Origin of the sequence: Paracoccus everestensis (assembly GCF_021491915.1) — a bacterium.
Classification (GTDB): domain Bacteria; phylum Pseudomonadota; class Alphaproteobacteria; order Rhodobacterales; family Rhodobacteraceae; genus Paracoccus; species Paracoccus everestensis.
In genome coordinates, this window is the sequence record NZ_CP090836.1 from 1,105,307 (window position 1) to 1,120,144 (window position 14,838).

At 64.6% G+C, this 14,838-nt stretch carries 16 protein-coding genes and 1 tRNA gene; 5 read left to right on the top strand and 12 right to left on the bottom strand.

Features of this window, described 5'->3' with window-relative positions:
- Positions 1–8: 8 nt before the first annotated feature.
- Positions 9–620 carry a LysE family translocator gene (locus LZ585_RS05430; RefSeq protein ID WP_234855401.1) on the bottom strand — a complete coding sequence of 204 codons (612 nt, stop codon included), beginning with the start codon at positions 618–620 and terminating at the stop codon, positions 9–11.
- 9 nt (positions 621–629) lie between these two features.
- Positions 630–1,457, bottom strand: coding sequence for an enoyl-ACP reductase FabI (gene fabI, locus LZ585_RS05435; protein ID WP_234855402.1), 828 nt, complete (start codon positions 1,455–1,457; stop codon positions 630–632).
- Between the two features lie 81 nt (positions 1,458–1,538).
- Here fabI and pdxH point away from each other — a divergent pair, with 81 nt between their 5' ends.
- From pdxH to LZ585_RS05455, 4 genes are all read left to right on the top strand, one after another.
- A complete protein-coding gene (gene pdxH / locus LZ585_RS05440) occupies positions 1,539–2,153 on the top strand; it encodes a pyridoxamine 5'-phosphate oxidase (protein WP_234855403.1) in 615 nt (204 codons plus the stop codon).
- Between the two features lie 158 nt (positions 2,154–2,311).
- Positions 2,312–2,917 carry a cold-shock protein gene (locus tag LZ585_RS05445; RefSeq protein WP_234855404.1) on the top strand — a complete coding sequence of 202 codons (606 nt, stop codon included), beginning with the start codon at positions 2,312–2,314 and terminating at the stop codon, positions 2,915–2,917.
- The gene (locus LZ585_RS05450; protein ID WP_234855405.1) at positions 2,904–3,404 is read left to right on the top strand and encodes a DUF192 domain-containing protein; all 501 of its coding nucleotides are present in this window, start codon (positions 2,904–2,906) and stop codon (positions 3,402–3,404) included. The genes LZ585_RS05445 and LZ585_RS05450 overlap by 14 nt, the downstream gene beginning before the upstream one ends.
- A 40-nt stretch (positions 3,405–3,444) precedes the next feature.
- Positions 3,445–3,521, top strand: a tRNA-Pro gene (locus LZ585_RS05455).
- Between the two features lie 6 nt (positions 3,522–3,527).
- Here LZ585_RS05455 and preA read toward each other — a convergent pair.
- The 9 genes from preA to LZ585_RS05500 all read right to left on the bottom strand — a co-directional run bounded on the left by preA (position 3,528) and on the right by LZ585_RS05500 (position 13,431).
- Positions 3,528–4,829: an NAD-dependent dihydropyrimidine dehydrogenase subunit PreA gene (preA, locus tag LZ585_RS05460; RefSeq protein ID WP_234855406.1), complete on the bottom strand. Its 1,302-nt coding sequence runs from the start codon at positions 4,827–4,829 to the stop codon at positions 3,528–3,530.
- Positions 4,830–4,841: 12 nt separating this feature from the next.
- Complete coding sequence (locus LZ585_RS05465) at positions 4,842–6,200, bottom strand: NAD(P)-dependent oxidoreductase (RefSeq protein WP_234855407.1); 1,359 nt, start codon at positions 6,198–6,200, stop codon at positions 4,842–4,844.
- A gap of 227 nt (positions 6,201–6,427) precedes the next feature.
- Positions 6,428–7,030 carry a YitT family protein gene (locus LZ585_RS05470; RefSeq protein ID WP_234855408.1) on the bottom strand — a complete coding sequence of 201 codons (603 nt, stop codon included), beginning with the start codon at positions 7,028–7,030 and terminating at the stop codon, positions 6,428–6,430.
- A gap of 109 nt (positions 7,031–7,139) precedes the next feature.
- A complete protein-coding gene (locus LZ585_RS05475) occupies positions 7,140–8,120 on the bottom strand; it encodes an ABC transporter substrate-binding protein (RefSeq protein ID WP_234855409.1) in 981 nt (326 codons plus the stop codon).
- A gap of 22 nt (positions 8,121–8,142) precedes the next feature.
- Positions 8,143–8,985: an ABC transporter permease gene (locus LZ585_RS05480; RefSeq protein ID WP_234855410.1), complete on the bottom strand. Its 843-nt coding sequence runs from the start codon at positions 8,983–8,985 to the stop codon at positions 8,143–8,145.
- Complete coding sequence (locus tag LZ585_RS05485) at positions 8,982–9,881, bottom strand: ABC transporter permease (RefSeq protein ID WP_390625100.1); 900 nt, start codon at positions 9,879–9,881, stop codon at positions 8,982–8,984. Before LZ585_RS05485 ends, LZ585_RS05480 begins: the two co-directional genes overlap by 4 nt.
- A complete protein-coding gene (locus LZ585_RS05490) occupies positions 9,874–10,647 on the bottom strand; it encodes an ABC transporter ATP-binding protein (RefSeq protein WP_234855411.1) in 774 nt (257 codons plus the stop codon). Before LZ585_RS05490 ends, LZ585_RS05485 begins: the two co-directional genes overlap by 8 nt.
- 1 nt (position 10,648) lies before the next feature.
- Positions 10,649–12,100, bottom strand: coding sequence for a dihydropyrimidinase (hydA, locus tag LZ585_RS05495; protein WP_234855412.1), 1,452 nt, complete (start codon positions 12,098–12,100; stop codon positions 10,649–10,651).
- Between the two features lie 65 nt (positions 12,101–12,165).
- On the bottom strand, positions 12,166–13,431 hold the full coding sequence (locus LZ585_RS05500; protein WP_234855413.1) for a Zn-dependent hydrolase: 1,266 nt from the start codon (positions 13,429–13,431) through the stop codon (positions 12,166–12,168).
- A 200-nt stretch (positions 13,432–13,631) separates the two neighbouring features.
- Between LZ585_RS05500 and LZ585_RS05505 the strand changes: the two genes are divergently transcribed.
- Entirely contained in the window at positions 13,632–14,249 is a 618-nt protein-coding gene (locus tag LZ585_RS05505; protein WP_234855414.1) for a TetR family transcriptional regulator C-terminal domain-containing protein, read from the top strand.
- Here LZ585_RS05505 and LZ585_RS05510 read toward each other — a convergent pair.
- Entirely contained in the window at positions 14,246–14,821 is a 576-nt protein-coding gene (locus LZ585_RS05510) for a TetR/AcrR family transcriptional regulator (RefSeq protein WP_234855415.1), read from the bottom strand. The genes LZ585_RS05505 and LZ585_RS05510 overlap by 4 nt on opposite strands.
- Between the last annotated feature and the right edge of the window lie 17 nt (positions 14,822–14,838).

Below are 14,838 nucleotides of genomic sequence, written 5' to 3' on the forward strand. Positions count from 1 at the left end.
GTTCCCTTTCAATGGCGCAGGATCAGCGACAGGCCCAGCAACCCGATTGCCAGCCCCGCCACGCGGTCGATCCAGAGTTTGGCGGCATAATACCTGCGCCGCAGCCAAGGCAAAGCCATCAGCGACGCAAGGACGGTATAAAATGCCAGTTCCACCGAAACCGCCGTCGCATAGATCGCCAGCTTGTCGCCCGCCGACAGCAGCGCGGGGAAGATCGACAGAAGCACGGCCGAATAGAACAGCGCGGGCTTCGGATTCGACATATTCAGCATCATTCCGCCCAGGAAGCCCATTCCCCGGCTGCTTTCCGCCGGGTCGGGCAGGGGGTCGGGGGCGTGGCGCCACATCTTAAAGGCGATCCATGCCAGATAAGCGCCGCCGATCATTTTCAGTGCCACATAGGTCCACGGCAGGGTGCGAAAGACCACCGTCAGGCCCAGCAGCGCAAAGATGCACCATACCGATGCCCCGATCGCCAACCCCCAGCCATAGGGCAGGGCGCGCCTGCGGCCCAAGGCGAAGGCCCCCTGGCTGACCGCGATGACGCCGGGGCCGGGCGACAGGATCGCCACCGACAGGGTGCCCACGAACAAGGCAAGCTGGTCGGCGGTGATGGTCATGGCGCCCGGTCAGTCCTTCTTGACCGTCGCAATGTCGGGCGCGTCCACGGCCTTCATGCCCACTACATGATAGCCCGCATCTACGTGATGCGTTTCCCCCGTGACGCCCGCGCCCAGGTGCGACAGCAGATACAGCGCCGAATTGCCCACATCCTCGGTCGTGACATTGCGGCGCAGGGGGGAATTCAGTTCGTTCCACTTCATGATATAGCGGAAATCGCCGATGCCGCTGGCAGCCAGGGTCTTGATTGGACCGGCGCTGATCGCGTTCACGCGGATCCTGTCCTTGCCCAGATCTTCTGCCAGGTAACGCACCGATGCCTCCAGCGCCGCCTTGGCCACGCCCATCACGTTGTAATGCGGCATCACCCGTTCGGCGCCGTAATAGGTCAGCGTCAGCAAGCTGCCCCCGTCCGGCATCATGGCTGCGGCGTGCCGCGAAACCGCGGTGAAGGAATAGACGGAAATATCCATCGTCATCATGAAATTGTCACGGGTCGTGTCGCAGTAACGGCCGCGCAACTGGTCCTTGTCGGAAAAGCCGATCGCATGAACCACGAAATCGAGGGATTCCCATTCTTGGCGAAGGGTCTGGAACAGTGTCGCGATGGACGCCTCGTCGCTGACGTCGCAGGGCAGAACCAGGGACGATCCCAGTTGGGCTGCCAGCGGATCGACGCGCTTCTTCAGCGCCTCGCCCTGATAGGAGAAGGCAAGTTCCGCGCCCTGGGCCGCCACGGCCCGCGCGATGCCCCAGGCAATGGACTTGTCATTCGCCAATCCCATGATCAGGCCGCGCTTGCCAGCCATCAACCCATGCTTCTGCTCGCTTGACATGTGCGGTCTCTCGCGGTTTCAACCCTTTGTGAAAGGTGCTTAGGCCAAAGGGTTGCAAGCATCAAGCGCAAGGACACGCAGATGGCTGATCGAGACGGACTGTTCGCGGGCGACGACCCGTTCGACATCGCACGCCGCTGGCTGGCCGAGGCGGAAAAGACCGAACCCAACGACCCCAACGCCATCGCCCTTGCAACCGTGGACAGCGGCGGTATGCCCGACGTGCGCATGGTCCTTCTGAAGGACATCGAGGGGCAGGGCGCGGACGGCGGCTTTGTCTTTTACACCAACTATGACAGCGCCAAGGGCCAGCAGATCGCGGCAACCGGGAACGCCGCCTTTGTGATGCACTGGAAATCCCTGCGCCGGCAGATCCGGGTGCGCGGTTCTGTCACCCGCGTCGAGGGCGAACAGGCCGATGCCTATTACAACAGCCGCGCCTTGCAAAGCCGGATCGGCGCCTGGGCATCGCGCCAGTCGCAACCGCTGGAAAGCCGCGCGGCGCTGATGGCCGAAGCCGCCCGGCAGGGGTTGCGCCACGGCACCCATCCGCCCCGGCCCCCGTTCTGGGGCGGGTTCAGGATCGCGCCCCAGCAGATCGAGTTCTGGGCCGATGGCGCTTTCCGGTTGCATGACCGGTTCCGGTGGGACAAAGAGGCCTCCGGTGCATGGTTTGCCAAGCGGCTGTCACCCTAGGGCTTGACGAAAGGGTCTTGGTGGCTGACCATGGTTGATGGGCGCAGATTTTGCGCCGTTGTCTTCCGTGAACGACAGCTGATCGCAGGCGCAGGTATTGAACGGTTGGGTTGGTTGAATTCGGGGCAGGACAAGACGCGCTGAGCGCATGTGGTGGAATGATGACGGATGAGAAGGGACTGAAGCTTGTTTCCGGACTGGTCAAATGGTTTGACCCGACCAAGGGCTATGGCTTCATCCTGAACGAGGAAGGCGGCGCGGACATTCTGCTGCACGCCAACGTTCTCAGGAATTTCGGGCGCAGTTCTGTGGCCGACCAGTCACGCGTGACGGTCTGGATGCAGCCCACACAGCGCGGGCTGCAGGCGACCGAGGTTGTGTCGATCGAACCGCCCATCTCGGACGGGTCGGCACCCATTGCGGATCTGGACAACGGCATCATCGAACATCTCGAGGCGCTGCCGCTGCGGCCGGCCCGGGTCAAGTGGTTCGACAAGGCCAAGGGATTTGGCTTTGCCAATATCTTCGGCCATCCCGACGATGTTTTCCTCCATGTCGAGGTTTTGCGCCATTCCGGCTTTGCCGACCTTGCCATCGGCGAGGCGATCGGGATCCGTGTGGTCGAGGGCCCGCGCGGGCTGATGGCTGCGCAGGTCACAAGCTGGGATCGGGGCACGGAACAGGGCGCAAGCTCTCTTGCGGACGAAAATCTGGGTGACCAAGTCCAGGACATCAAGGATTTCATGGCGCATGTCGCCGAATAGGGCGGCGGTTGCCTTCCTTGTTCTATCGGCGGCTTTTGCAGCCCCCTGCGTCGCCGATATCCTATGCTCCCCCGACCAGGCCATTTTCCAGACAGATGGCGGCCCGGTTGCCTTTCAGGTGGAACTGGCCGACGACGAAGCCGAGCGCGCGCAGGGCCTGATGTATCGCCGCACCCTGGCGCAGGGCAGTGGCATGTTGTTCATCTATGACACGCCGCGCGCGGTCAGCTTCTGGATGCGCAACACCTATATCCCGCTGGATCTCGTTTTCCTGGACCAGGCGGGGGTAATCCGCCACATCCATCCCAACGCCGTGCCGCTGGACGAAACGCCCATTCCGGGCGCTGCCCCCGGCGATCCTGACCCCGACCGCCAGATGATCCTCGAGATCGGCGGGGGCGAGGCGGCGCGCATGGGCCTGGCCGTGGGGCAGCCCATGGCCCATCCCCGGCTGCATCAGGATTTGGCTGCACTTCCCTGCGGCTAGGGCTTTCCCCCGCCGACGCGATCCGCTAAACGGAACGCGTCGGGGCGTAGCGCAGCCTGGTAGCGCGACGGTTTTGGGTACCGTAGGCCGGAAGTTCGAATCTTCTCGCCCCGACCATCTTCCTTACTCGGCTGCCTTGACTGCCATCGGATTGTTCGGATGCGTGGTCCAGTTGGCATAGGTGCCGCGCCGGATGCCGGTGCGCAGGTCCATTTCGCCCACGGCCAGTTCGCGCATGTCGATGCAATTTTCCACCGGGCAGACGTCCAGGCACAGGTTGCAGGCGACGCATTCCTCCTCGATCACCTCGAAGACGCGGCCGGGCTTCATCGCGATGGCCTGGTGGCTGGTATCCTCGCAGGCGGCATAGCAGCGCCCGCATTTGATGCACAGATCCTGGTCGATCCGGGCCTTGGTCACATAGTTCAGGTTCAGTTGGTTCCAGTTGGTGACATTGGGCACCGCGCGCCCGATCAGGTCCGACATCGCCATGTCGTGGCTGTCCAGGTAATCCCGCAGGCCCGAGATCATTTCCTGCACCACCTTGAAGCCATAGGTCATCGCCGCCGTGCAGACCTGCACCGTGCCCGCCCCAAGCGCCATGAACTCGGCCGCGTCGCGCCAGGTCGTCACGCCGCCGATGCCGCTGATGGGCAAACCGTGGGTGGCGGGGTTGCGCGTGATCTCGGCCACCATGTTCAGCGCGATGGGCTTGACCGCCGGTCCGCAGTAGCCGCCATGCGCGCCCTTGCCGTCGATGGTGGGTTCGGGGGCGAACAGGTCCAGATCGACCGAGGTGATCGAGTTGATCGTGTTGATCAGGCTGACCGCATCGGCGCCGCCGCGCATCGCGGCCTCGGCTGGTTGGCGCACATCGGTGATGTTGGGGGTCAGTTTCACGATGCAGGGCATCCGGCTGTATTGCTTGACCCACCGCGTCACCATCTCGATGTATTCCGGCACCTGGCCCACGGCGCTGCCCATGCCGCGTTCGGACATCCCGTGGGGGCAGCCGAAGTTCAGTTCTACGCCATCGGCGCCGGTATCCTCGATCCGGGCCAGGATGTCGCGCCAGGATTGTTCGTCGCAAGGCACCATCAAGGAAATGACCAAGGCGCGGTCGGGATAGTCGCGCTTGACCGACTTGATCTCGCGCAGGTTCACCTCGAGCGGGCGGTCGGTGATCAGTTCGATGTTGTTGATCCCCAGGACGCGGCGGTCGGGTCCGTGGATCACGCCGTATCGAGGCCCGTTCACGTTGACGACGGGCGGGCCTTCGGAACCAAGCGTCTTCCACACCACGCCGCCCCAGCCGGCCTGAAAGGCGCGGCGGACGTTGTATTCCTTGTCCGTGGGGGGCGCTGATGCCAGCCAGAAGGGGTTCGGGGACTTGATGCCGATGAAATCGCTGCGCAGGTCTGCCATGATGAAAACTCCTCAGCCGGGGATTTCGACCGGGCGTCCGGTCAGGTGGGCGTCGATGTCTTCGGCGGCGTTGCGCCCTTCGGCCACGGCGGTGACGGTCAGGTCGTCGCCGCCCGTCGCGCAGTCGCCGCCTGCCCAGACGCCGGGGATGCTGGTGCGGCCCGGACCGGCCACGCCGATCTTGCCGCCATCCAGTGCCAAGGTGTCGGGCACGCCGTCCAAGCGCTGCCCGATTGCGCGGAACACCTGGTCGGCCTTGAGGCGGAAGCGATCGTCGGTCAGGTGCAGACCGCCATCGGGATCAACGGCGGTATAGGCGAACTCGGCCTCGACCACCGCGCCATTGCCGTGGATATTGACGGGGGCGGCATTGCAGACAAGCCGCACCCCAGCCTTGGTGGCGTGGTCCTGTTCGTGGCGGCTGGCGCCCATCTGCGACTGGTCGCGCCGATAAACGATGGTGACGTTTTCCGCCCCCAGCAGGCGTGCCTGAACGGCGGCATCCACCGCTGTCATGCCTCCGCCGATCACCACCACGTCGCGGCCCACCGCCAGGGCGGTCAGGTCACTGGCTTGGCGCAGGTCGCGGATAAAGCTGACCGCATCAAGGACATTGCGCCGTTCCTCGCCCTCGGCCCGCAGGGCGTTGACGCCGCCCAGGCCCATGCCCAGGAAGACCGCATCATATTCGGCCCGCAACGCTTCAAGCGTGATTTCTTGTCCAAGCCGGTGGTTGTGACGCAACTCGATCCCGCCGACGCCCAGGATCCAGTCCACCTCGGCCTGGGCGAAGCCGTCCACGGCCTTGTAGCTGGCGATACCGTATTCGTTAAGCCCCCCCGGCTTGGGCCGCGCCTCGAAGATCGTGACCTCGTGGCCCTTGGCGGCCAGGCGATGGGCGCAGGACAGGCCCGCCGGACCGGCGCCGACCACGGCAATCCGCTTGCCAGTGGGCGCGGCGCGGCGGAAGGGATGTGCGCCCTGGGCCATCAGCCCGTCGGTGGCATAGCGTTGCAGGGCGCCGATTTCCACCGGGTCGCCTTCGGCATCCATGCGGACGCAGGATCCCTCGCACAGGTTTTCCGTCGGGCAGACGCGGGCGCACATGCCGCCCAGGATATTGGCGTGAAAGATGGTCATGGCCGCTGCATCCGGCGTGCCGGTGGCGATCTGGCGAATGAACAGCGGGATGTCGATGCTGGTCGGGCAGGCCGTGACGCAGGGCGCGTCGTGGCAGAAGTAACAGCGGTCTGCCGCGACGCGGGCTTCGTGATCGGTCAAGGGCGGCGCGACATCGACGAAATTCGCCGCAAGTTCGTAGGGTGTAAGGCGACCGGGGACAACGCCCGGCGCCAGTCTTGCTTGGGACATTTGCGTCTCCTGGCTCACCTGTTGGCAAGAATCAGGCTGGCACAGGTCCAATTTTTTATCAAATGGTAAAACTTGCGCCGCCAGGCCTTGCGGATATTTCAGGCAGACGGGGGCCGTCGGCAAACCTGCAGCGCAAATGGGTGAGGCTGGACCGGACCACCAACGGAGGTGACCCGCGAAACCGCGCTGAGGAATGCGCAACGGGTCGGTCAGCAGCCCCCTTGCGTTCAGGCGATATAGCGGTCCTTGCGGTGGTTGACGGCAATCGTCAGGTTCAGGATAACCGCGCCCAGAAAGCTCCACCCCACGGTGATGGGGTCGCGCAAGGACAGGGCGACCAGAAACAGGCACGCATCGAAGATCAGCTGCACCCAGCCCGCCCGAAAGCCGGTTGCGTCCTGGACATACAGTCCCACGATGCCGATGCCGCCGAGGGACGATCCATGGCGGAACAGCGCGATCAGCCCCACGCCGGTCAGGCAGCCCACCAGCACGGCCCCCACGGCGGGATGGGTTTCCCCGAAATGCAGGTATTCGGGCAGGACCATCGACAGCGCCGACAGGATAGCAACGGCCAGAAAGCTTTTGGCGACAAAGGTCGGGCCGAAGCGTTTCCAGCCCAGCCAGTAAAAGGGCAGGTTGATGACAAAGAATACCGGGCCGAAGGCCCATCCGGTGCCATAGCAGATCAGGATCGCCAGCCCCGCCGTCTGCCCGGTGACGAATCCCAGATGCGTCAACAGCACCACGCTGACGGCGGCCATAAAGCTGCCAAAGGCAATGCCCTGGGCGTCCTCGGAAAAGCTGTGTCTGGGGGATGGCAGGCTCATGCAAGGTGCTATGGCGTGCTGTTTCACCGCTTGCAAGAAAGAAGGGGGGCTGTCTGCCCCCCATCTCCTTCGGAGATTCCCCCGAGGATATTTGCATGAAGAAGAAGCCCTAGTCGAAGGCGCGATCGGTGATGATGTGGTTGAATGCCCCTTCCGGTGCTTTCGAGATCACCGGATCGGATCCGCCCGCCATCAGCGTGTCCACGGTGCGCTGATAATCGGCCTCGTCCAGGGTGCCGTTGGACCCTGCGGTCAGCTTGCCGATTTCCGTGACCATGCGGACTTGGTGGTCCAGGGTCTGGGCGCCGGTCTCGTCGTTGTCCAGAACGATCTGGGCGGCTTCCTCGGGGGTTTCCTCGGCGTATTTCCAGCCCTTCATGCTGGCGCGGACGAACTTGACTAGGTCGGTGACCATGGCGTCGTCTTCCAGCGTGCTTTCCAGGACATAAAGGCCGTCTTCCAGCGTGGCGACGCCTTGGTCCTCGTATTTGAAGGTCACCAGATCGTCGGGTGCGATGCCGGCGTCCAGAACCTGGCCGTATTCGTTATAGGTCATGGTGCTGATGCAGGCTGCCTGCTTTTGCAGCAGGGGATCGACGTTGAAGCCTTGCTTCAGGACGGTCACGCCATCCGGCCCGCCCTCGGTCGAGAGGCCAAGCTGGCTCATCCAGGACAGGAAGGGGTATTCGTTGCCGGAAAACCAGACGCCCAGGGTCTTTCCCTTGAAGTCCGTTTTGGGGTCGGTGATGCCGCTTTCCTTGAGGCAGGTCAGCATCATGCCAGACGCCTTGAACGGCTGCGCGATGTTGACCAGCGGCAGGCCCTTTTCACGGGCTGCCAAGGCAGCGGGCATCCATTCGACGATCACGTCTGCGCCGCCGCCCGCCAGCACCTGGGTCGGCGCGATGTCCGGGCCGCCGGGCAGGATGGTGACGTCCAGGCCCTCTTCCTCGTAGAATCCCTTGTCCTTGGCGACGTAGTAGCCCGCGAACTGCGCCTGGGTGACCCATTTCAGTTGCAGGGTCAGTTCCTGCGCACCGGCGGAACCGGCGGCCAAGGCGATGGCGGTGCTCAGCATCAGTGTCTTCATCTTCCCTCTCCTGTGTTGGGGCTTACCCCCGTTGTCGGCGCTGCGACGGGTGCCAGAACGTCACCTTCTTTTCGATCAGCGCCACGATGCCATAGAACAGCGACCCGGCAATGGCCGCCACAAGGATTTCCCCCCAGACCAGCGGCAGATCCAGACGCCCCACCGCGGTCGAGCTGCGAAAGCCCATGCCCTTGGTCGGGCTGCCGAAGAACTCGGCCACGATGGCGCCGATCAGGGCCAGCGTGGTGGTGATCTTCAGGCCGTTGAACAGGAAGGGCATCGCGGCGGGCAGGCGCAGTTTCCAAAGGCTGGCCCCGTATGGCGCGGCCCAGGTCGCCATCAGGTCGCGCTGCATGGGATCGGTCGCGGCAAGGCCCGCCACCATGTTCACCAGGATCGGGAAGAACACCATCACCACGACCACTGCGGCCTTGGATTGCCAGTCGAAGCCGAACCACATCACCAGGATCGGCGCGATGCCGACGATGGGCAGGGCGGCGACGAAGTTGCCGATGGGCAGCAGCCCGCGTTGCAGGAAGGGGCTGCGGTCGATGACGATGGCGGTCAGCACGGCGGCAAGCGCACCGATCAGCCAGCCGGTCAGCGCGCCCTTCAGGATGGTTTGCACGAAATCGGTCCAGAGGATGGCGGTATTGGCAGCGAAGCTGGCGCCGATCTGGCTGGGGGCGGGCAGGATCACGGGCGGAATGGCATAGATGCGGACGATCATCTCCCACAGGATCAGGATCGTGGCGCCGAAGATCAGTGCCACTGCAAGGCGGGTCGCGCGGGTGTCAAAGCCCGACAGCCAGGTATTCAGGGCCAGTGCGCCAAGCCAGAGGGCGATGACGGGCAGCGCGCTCATCGCGCCAGTCCCATGCGGTGCAGCACTAGGCGTTCCAGCACGCCGATCAGCATGACGAGGATGGCGGCCAGGATTGCGGCGGCGAACAGCGCCGACCAGATCTGCACCGTCTGGCCGTAATAGCTGCCCGAAAGCAGCCGCGCGCCAAGCCCCGAGGTCGCGCCGGCGGGAAGCTCTCCGACAATTGTGCCGACAAGGGCGGCAGCAATGGCGACCTTGAGGCTGGCAAACAGGTAGGGCAGTGAACTGGGCAGGCGCAGCCGCCAGAATTGCTGCCTGCGGGACGCGTTCCAACTGTGCATCAGGTCCAATTGCATCGCGTCGGGCGTCCGCAGCCCCTTGACCATGCCGACCAGCACCGGAAAGAAGGACAGCCAGGCCGCGATCATCGCCTTTGGCAGCAGCCCGGTCACGCCCATGCTGGCAAAGACCACGATCACCATCGGCGCGATCGCCAAGATCGGCACCGTCTGGCTGGCGACCGCCCAGGGCATCACCGACTGGTCCATGGCGCGGTTGTGGACGATGCCCACAGCCAGCAGGATCCCCGCCGCCGTTCCGATGGCAAAGCCCGCCAGGGTGGCCGACAGCGTGACCCAGCCATGCCATACCAGACTGCGCTTGGAGGTGATCTTCTGCCCTGCGACGCCTTCCCACAAACCCATTGCCACCTGATGCGGCGCAGGCAGCACCGGACGTTCCAGGGTCAGGGTTTGGCGGACAAGATCCCCAGTGGTCAGAACGGTATCGGCCCGCGCCGCCTGGTCCTGAACCCAGGTCGAATTCATCCAGACCGCGGCCAGATACCAGATCGCGACAATGGCCAGCAGCACGGTCAGGATCGGCAGGACGCGCCCCAGGGCGCCCGGTCCAAAGAGGATCGCGGCCTCAGTCATAACTGTGCCCTTCGCGCAGGCCCTCGCGCACCTGCTGGGCAAGCGCGATGAATTCCGGCGTGTCGCGGATCTCCAGCGGGCGGTCGCGGGGCAGAGGGCTGTCGATCACCCGCGTGATCCGGCCCGGACGCGGCGACATGACGACGATCCTGGTGGACAGATACACCGCCTCGGGGATCGAATGCGTGACGAAGCCGATGGTCTTGCCGGTCTTCTTCCACAGATCCAGCAGCGCCTCGTTCAGGCGGTCGCGCACGATCTCGTCCAGGGCGCCGAAGGGTTCGTCCATCAGCAGGATGTCTGCGTCGAAGGCCAGGGCACGGGCGATGGAGGCGCGCTGCTGCATCCCACCGGACAACTGCCAGGGATACTTGGCACCGAAGCCGGTCAGGTCCACCAGATCCAGCACCCGCGCGATCCGCTGCGCGCGGTCGGGCCGGGAAAAGCCCATGATCTCCAACGGCAGGCTGATGTTTCCCGCAATCGTCCGCCAGGGATAAAGCCCCGGCGCCTGAAAAACGTAACCATAGGCCCGCTGGCGTCTTGCCTGATCGGGCGTCATGCCTGCGACCGCCAGAGTGCCGGCGGTCGGCGCCTCGAGTGCGGCAATGGCGCGCAAGAGGGTCGTCTTGCCGCAGCCGGAAGGGCCGATAAAGCTGACGAAGTCGCCCCGCTCTATGGTCAGGCTCACATCCTTCAGTGCGTGGACCGGACCGTCGGCCGTGTGGAAAGTCAGGGAGACGTCGCGGGCCTCGATGGCGGTCAACTCACACCCCGCTTGCCGGAATGCCGGACCGCTCTACCGGGCGCGGCGCGGTCAGTTCCTTCCAGGCCGAGAGCGCCCGGTTCACCGTGCCGCGCGGTTCCCGGGCGACGAACTCGCCGTGGCCCTCGCGGCTGTCCAGCGTGCCATCCGTCACCGCGACAACCCCCCGCGTCAGGACATAGCGCGGCAGGCCCTTGACCCGCTGCCCCTCGAACACGTTGTAGTCGATGGCCGATTGCTGGCTTCCGGCGCTGATGGTTTTCTCGGCCTCGGGATCCCAGACGACCAGATCGGCATCGCTGCCCACCAGCACCGCGCCCTTGCGCGGATACATCCCCAGGATCTTGGCAATATTGGTCGAGGTGACGGCCACGAATTCGTTGGGCGTCAGCCGCCCGGTCGCGACCCCATGCGTCCACAGCATCGGCATCCGATCCTCGAGACCACCCGTGCCGTTGGGGATCTTGGTGAAATCGCCCACTCCGGTCCGCTTCTGCGCCGTCGTAAAGGCGCAATGGTCGGTCGCCACCACAGACAAAGACCCCGATTGCAACCCGGCCCAAAGACTGTCCTGGTGCAGCTTGTTGCGGAAGGGCGGAGACATGACCCGCCGTGCCGCATGGTCCCAGTCCGCGTTGAAATACTCGCTTTCGTCCAGCGTCAGGTGCTGGATCAGCGGCTCTCCCCAGACGCGCTTGCCCTGCGACCGCGCCCGACGGATCGCCTCATGGCTGTCTTCGCAGGACACGTGGACGACATAAAGCGGCACTCCCGCCATGTCGGCCACCATGATGGCGCGGTTGGTGGCCTCGCCCTCGACCTGCGGGGGGCGGGAATAGGCATGGGCCTCGGGTCCGGTATTGCCCTCGGCCAGCAGGCGGGCGGACAGTTCGGCCACTACGTCGCCGTTTTCGGCATGAACCAGGGCCACGCCGCCCAAGTCGCCCACCCGGCGGAAGCTGCTGAACAACTCGTCGTCGTTCACCATCAGCGCGCCCTTGTAGGCCATGAAGTGCTTGAAGCTGGTGATGCCACGATCGACCACCGCCGCCATCTCGTCGAAGACCTGCTGGTCCCACCAGGTCACCGCCATGTGAAAGCTGTAATCGCAATGCGCGCGGCCCGACTTGTTGTCCCACATCTGCAGCGCGTCCAGAAGCCCCTGGCCGGGGGACGGCAGTGCGAAGTCCACCACCATCGTCGTCCCGCCCGCAAGCGCGGCGCGGGTGCCGCTGTCGAAATCATCGGCGGAATAGGTACCCATGAAGGGCATCTCCAGATGCGTGTGCGGGTCGATGCCGCCCGGCATGACATAGCAGCCCGTGGCGTCCAGCACCGTGTTTCCGGTCAGCCCCTGGCCGATGGCGGCGATGCGCCCGCCCTCGACCAGCACATCCGCCTTGTAGCTGAGATCGGCGGTGACGACCGTTCCGCCTCGAATGACCGTGCTCATCGTCGTCCCTTTCACTTTGGTCCAAATATCCCGGGGGTCCGGGGGCTGGCCCCCGGCCTTCGATCTCACCCCACCACCTCGGCCGCATCCAGCACAGCGTGCAGCAGCACATCCGCCCCGGCGCTTGCCCATTCCGGTGTGATCTCCTCGGCCTCGTTATGGGACAGGCCGTCCACGCAGGGGCACATGATCATCACGGTGGGCGCGACGCGGTTGATCCAGCAGGCGTCGTGGCCCGCGCCCGAGACGATGTTCATGTGGCTGTACCCAAGCCGCTCTGCCGCAGCCCGAACCGTCTGAACCAGGCCCGGATCGAAGGCCACCGGGTCGAAGTGACCGACCGGTTCGATGTCGATCCCCAAGCCCAGGTCGGCGGCGATCCGGGGCGCCTCGTCCTCCAGCCGGGCGCGCATGGCGGTCAGCTTGGCAAGATCGGGCGAACGGAAATCGACGGTAAAGACCGCGCGGCCCGGGATCACGTTGCGGCTGTTCGGCCAGACATTTGCCTGGCCCACGGCCCCCACCGCGTCGGGCTGGTGGTCCATGGCGATGCGGTGGACGGCCTCGATGATGCGCGCCATGCCCAGGCCCGCGTTGACGCGCATGGTCATGGGGGTCGATCCGGTATGCGCGTCCTTGCCGGTCAGCGTCACTTGCAGCCACCACAACCCCTGGCCATGGGTGACGACGCCGATCTGCTTGTTTTCCGCCTCGAGGATCGGGCCTTGTTCGATATGGTATTCGAACATCGCATGGATGCGGCGATCGCCCGGAGCCTCGGTCCCGCGCCAGCCGATGCGGTCCAGTTCGTCGCCGAACCGCTTGCCCTCGGCATCGGTGCGGCCGTTGGCGTAATCCTCGGTCAGGACGCCGGCGAACACGCCAGATGCCAGCATGGCAGGCGCAAAACGGCTGCCTTCCTCGTTCGTCCAGTTCACGACCACGATGGGGCGCCGCGTGGTCAGCCCCATGTCGCGGATCGACCGGATCACCTCCAGCCCCGACAGCACGCCAAGCACGCCGTCGTATTTGCCCCCCGTTGGCTGCGTATCCAGGTGGCTGCCGATATAAACCGGATCCAGGTCGGGTTCCGCGCCTTCAAGGCGCATGAACATATTGCCCATGCGGTCCAGATCCATGGCCATTCCCGCATCTTCGCACCACCGCTGGAACAGGGCGCGGCCTTCGGCATCGGCATCCGTCAGGGTCTGGCGGTTGTTGCCCCCCGCCACGCCGGGGCCGATCCCGGCCATCTGCATCAAGCTGTCCCACAGCCGTTCGCTGTCGATCCGCATATTGGCGGTCGCAATAGCCCCGCTGGCATCGCTCATCCGCTGTCCTTCCTGTCTGGCTGCCCCGTTCTGGCGCGGGGTTGGCGTGATTGGCCCGGGCACGGGCATTCACCCGTAAGCCCTTCCTTTATTGACCAAATGGTCAGGATCACGCTAGCACGGGGCAGGGTTCAGTCAAGCGTCCCGAACGGGGTGGCCTGCCTGCTGCCGAAAAACGCGCCATGGGGGAAGACATCGGAATGGCAGATCGCGTGCAGCCGCCCCTGACCCGCATCCAGCAGAAGAACCGCGACCTGATCTTGGAAGGGGCGCTGTCGGTTTTTTCCGTGAACGGCTTTCGCGGCGCAACCATCGACCAGATCGCCGAGGCTGCGGGCCTGTCGAAGCCCAACGTGCTGTATTACTTCGCGTCCAAGGACGACATCCACAAGACCCTGCTGACGACCCTGCTGGATATGTGGCTGGCCCCCATGATCCGCATCGACCCCGCGGGCGACCCGCTGGAGGAGGTGATGGCCTATGTCCGCGCCAAGCTGGAGATGTCGCGCCGCTTCCCCCGTGAAAGCCGCCTGTTTGCCTATGAAATCCTGCAAGGCGCGCCGCATCTGACCGAAATACTGGGCGGGGGCTTGCGCGACATGGTGGACCGCGCGGCAGAAATTCTGCAAGGCTGGATGGACGAGGGCCGCCTGGCCCCCATGGAGCCGCGCCACCTGATCTTTTCGATCTGGGCGCTGACCCAGCATTACGCGGATTTCGACGTGCAGGTGCGCGCCGTTCTTGGACCCGGCCATGATCCGTTCGTCGAAGCCGAGCCTTTCCTGGACAATCTTTACCGCATGATGCTGCGCGTCTAAGCCGGGCGTTGCGTCAGCATCCCTGCGGCGGGCTGGATCAGAGACAGGTTTTCACGCGCGGCAGCAACGAAATCGTCAACCTCTCCGCTGGCCCAGTCCTTAGTGGCGGCATTTGTGGCGGCGACGATGGCGGCAGCCAGGATCTCGATCTGGGCGGGCTTTGCATCGGGGCAGCGGCGGCGCAGCAGGTCGCGCATCTGCGCGCGGCGCGACAGGATCGTCGAATTGCGCAACGCGTCCAGTTTCGGGTCGGTGTTGGACAGCGCCAGGATATGAGCCAGCAATTCCCGTTCATCCAGAAAACGCGTCAGATGCACGGTGATCAGGCGGTCCAGATCCTCGATCATCGTGCCTTGGCCGTTCACGAATTGCTCGGACGCATCGGCCGGGTAATCGGGCGGCGGACCCATCATGGCCGCTTCCTTGTAGGGGTAATAGTTGAAGAACGTGCGGGTGCTGATCCCGGCTTCCTTTGCAATCGCCTCGGTCGTGACGTTTGCCAGCCCGTCGCGCACCGCCAACTGGATCGCTGTTGCCTGGATCTTCTTGGCAGTTCGATAACGACGGGTCATGTGCGGCATCTGCAGCT

Excerpts from the sequence above, each read along its gene's own strand:
- LZ585_RS05450 (WP_234855405.1), top strand. The coding sequence starts at position 2,904 with ATGTCGCCGAATAGGGCGGCGGTTGCCTTCCTTGTTCTATCGGCGGCT.
- LZ585_RS05505 (WP_234855414.1), top strand. The coding sequence starts at position 13,632 with ATGGCAGATCGCGTGCAGCCGCCCCTGACCCGCATCCAGCAGAAGAAC.
- hydA (WP_234855412.1), bottom strand. The coding sequence starts at position 12,100 with ATGAGCACGGTCATTCGAGGCGGAACGGTCGTCACCGCCGATCTCAGC.
- LZ585_RS05480 (WP_234855410.1), bottom strand. The coding sequence starts at position 8,985 with ATGAGCGCGCTGCCCGTCATCGCCCTCTGGCTTGGCGCACTGGCCCTG.
- LZ585_RS05470 (WP_234855408.1), bottom strand. The coding sequence starts at position 7,030 with ATGAGCCTGCCATCCCCCAGACACAGCTTTTCCGAGGACGCCCAGGGC.
- LZ585_RS05445 (WP_234855404.1), top strand. The coding sequence starts at position 2,312 with ATGATGACGGATGAGAAGGGACTGAAGCTTGTTTCCGGACTGGTCAAA.
- LZ585_RS05510 (WP_234855415.1), bottom strand. The coding sequence starts at position 14,821 with ATGACCCGTCGTTATCGAACTGCCAAGAAGATCCAGGCAACAGCGATC.
- pdxH (WP_234855403.1), top strand. The coding sequence starts at position 1,539 with ATGGCTGATCGAGACGGACTGTTCGCGGGCGACGACCCGTTCGACATC.
- fabI (WP_234855402.1), bottom strand. The coding sequence starts at position 1,457 with ATGTCAAGCGAGCAGAAGCATGGGTTGATGGCTGGCAAGCGCGGCCTG.
- LZ585_RS05465 (WP_234855407.1), bottom strand. The coding sequence starts at position 6,200 with ATGTCCCAAGCAAGACTGGCGCCGGGCGTTGTCCCCGGTCGCCTTACA.
- preA (WP_234855406.1), bottom strand. The coding sequence starts at position 4,829 with ATGGCAGACCTGCGCAGCGATTTCATCGGCATCAAGTCCCCGAACCCC.
- LZ585_RS05475 (WP_234855409.1), bottom strand. The coding sequence starts at position 8,120 with ATGAAGACACTGATGCTGAGCACCGCCATCGCCTTGGCCGCCGGTTCC.
- LZ585_RS05485 (WP_390625100.1), bottom strand. The coding sequence starts at position 9,881 with ATGACTGAGGCCGCGATCCTCTTTGGACCGGGCGCCCTGGGGCGCGTC.
- LZ585_RS05430 (WP_234855401.1), bottom strand. The coding sequence starts at position 620 with ATGACCATCACCGCCGACCAGCTTGCCTTGTTCGTGGGCACCCTGTCG.
- LZ585_RS05500 (WP_234855413.1), bottom strand. The coding sequence starts at position 13,431 with ATGAGCGATGCCAGCGGGGCTATTGCGACCGCCAATATGCGGATCGAC.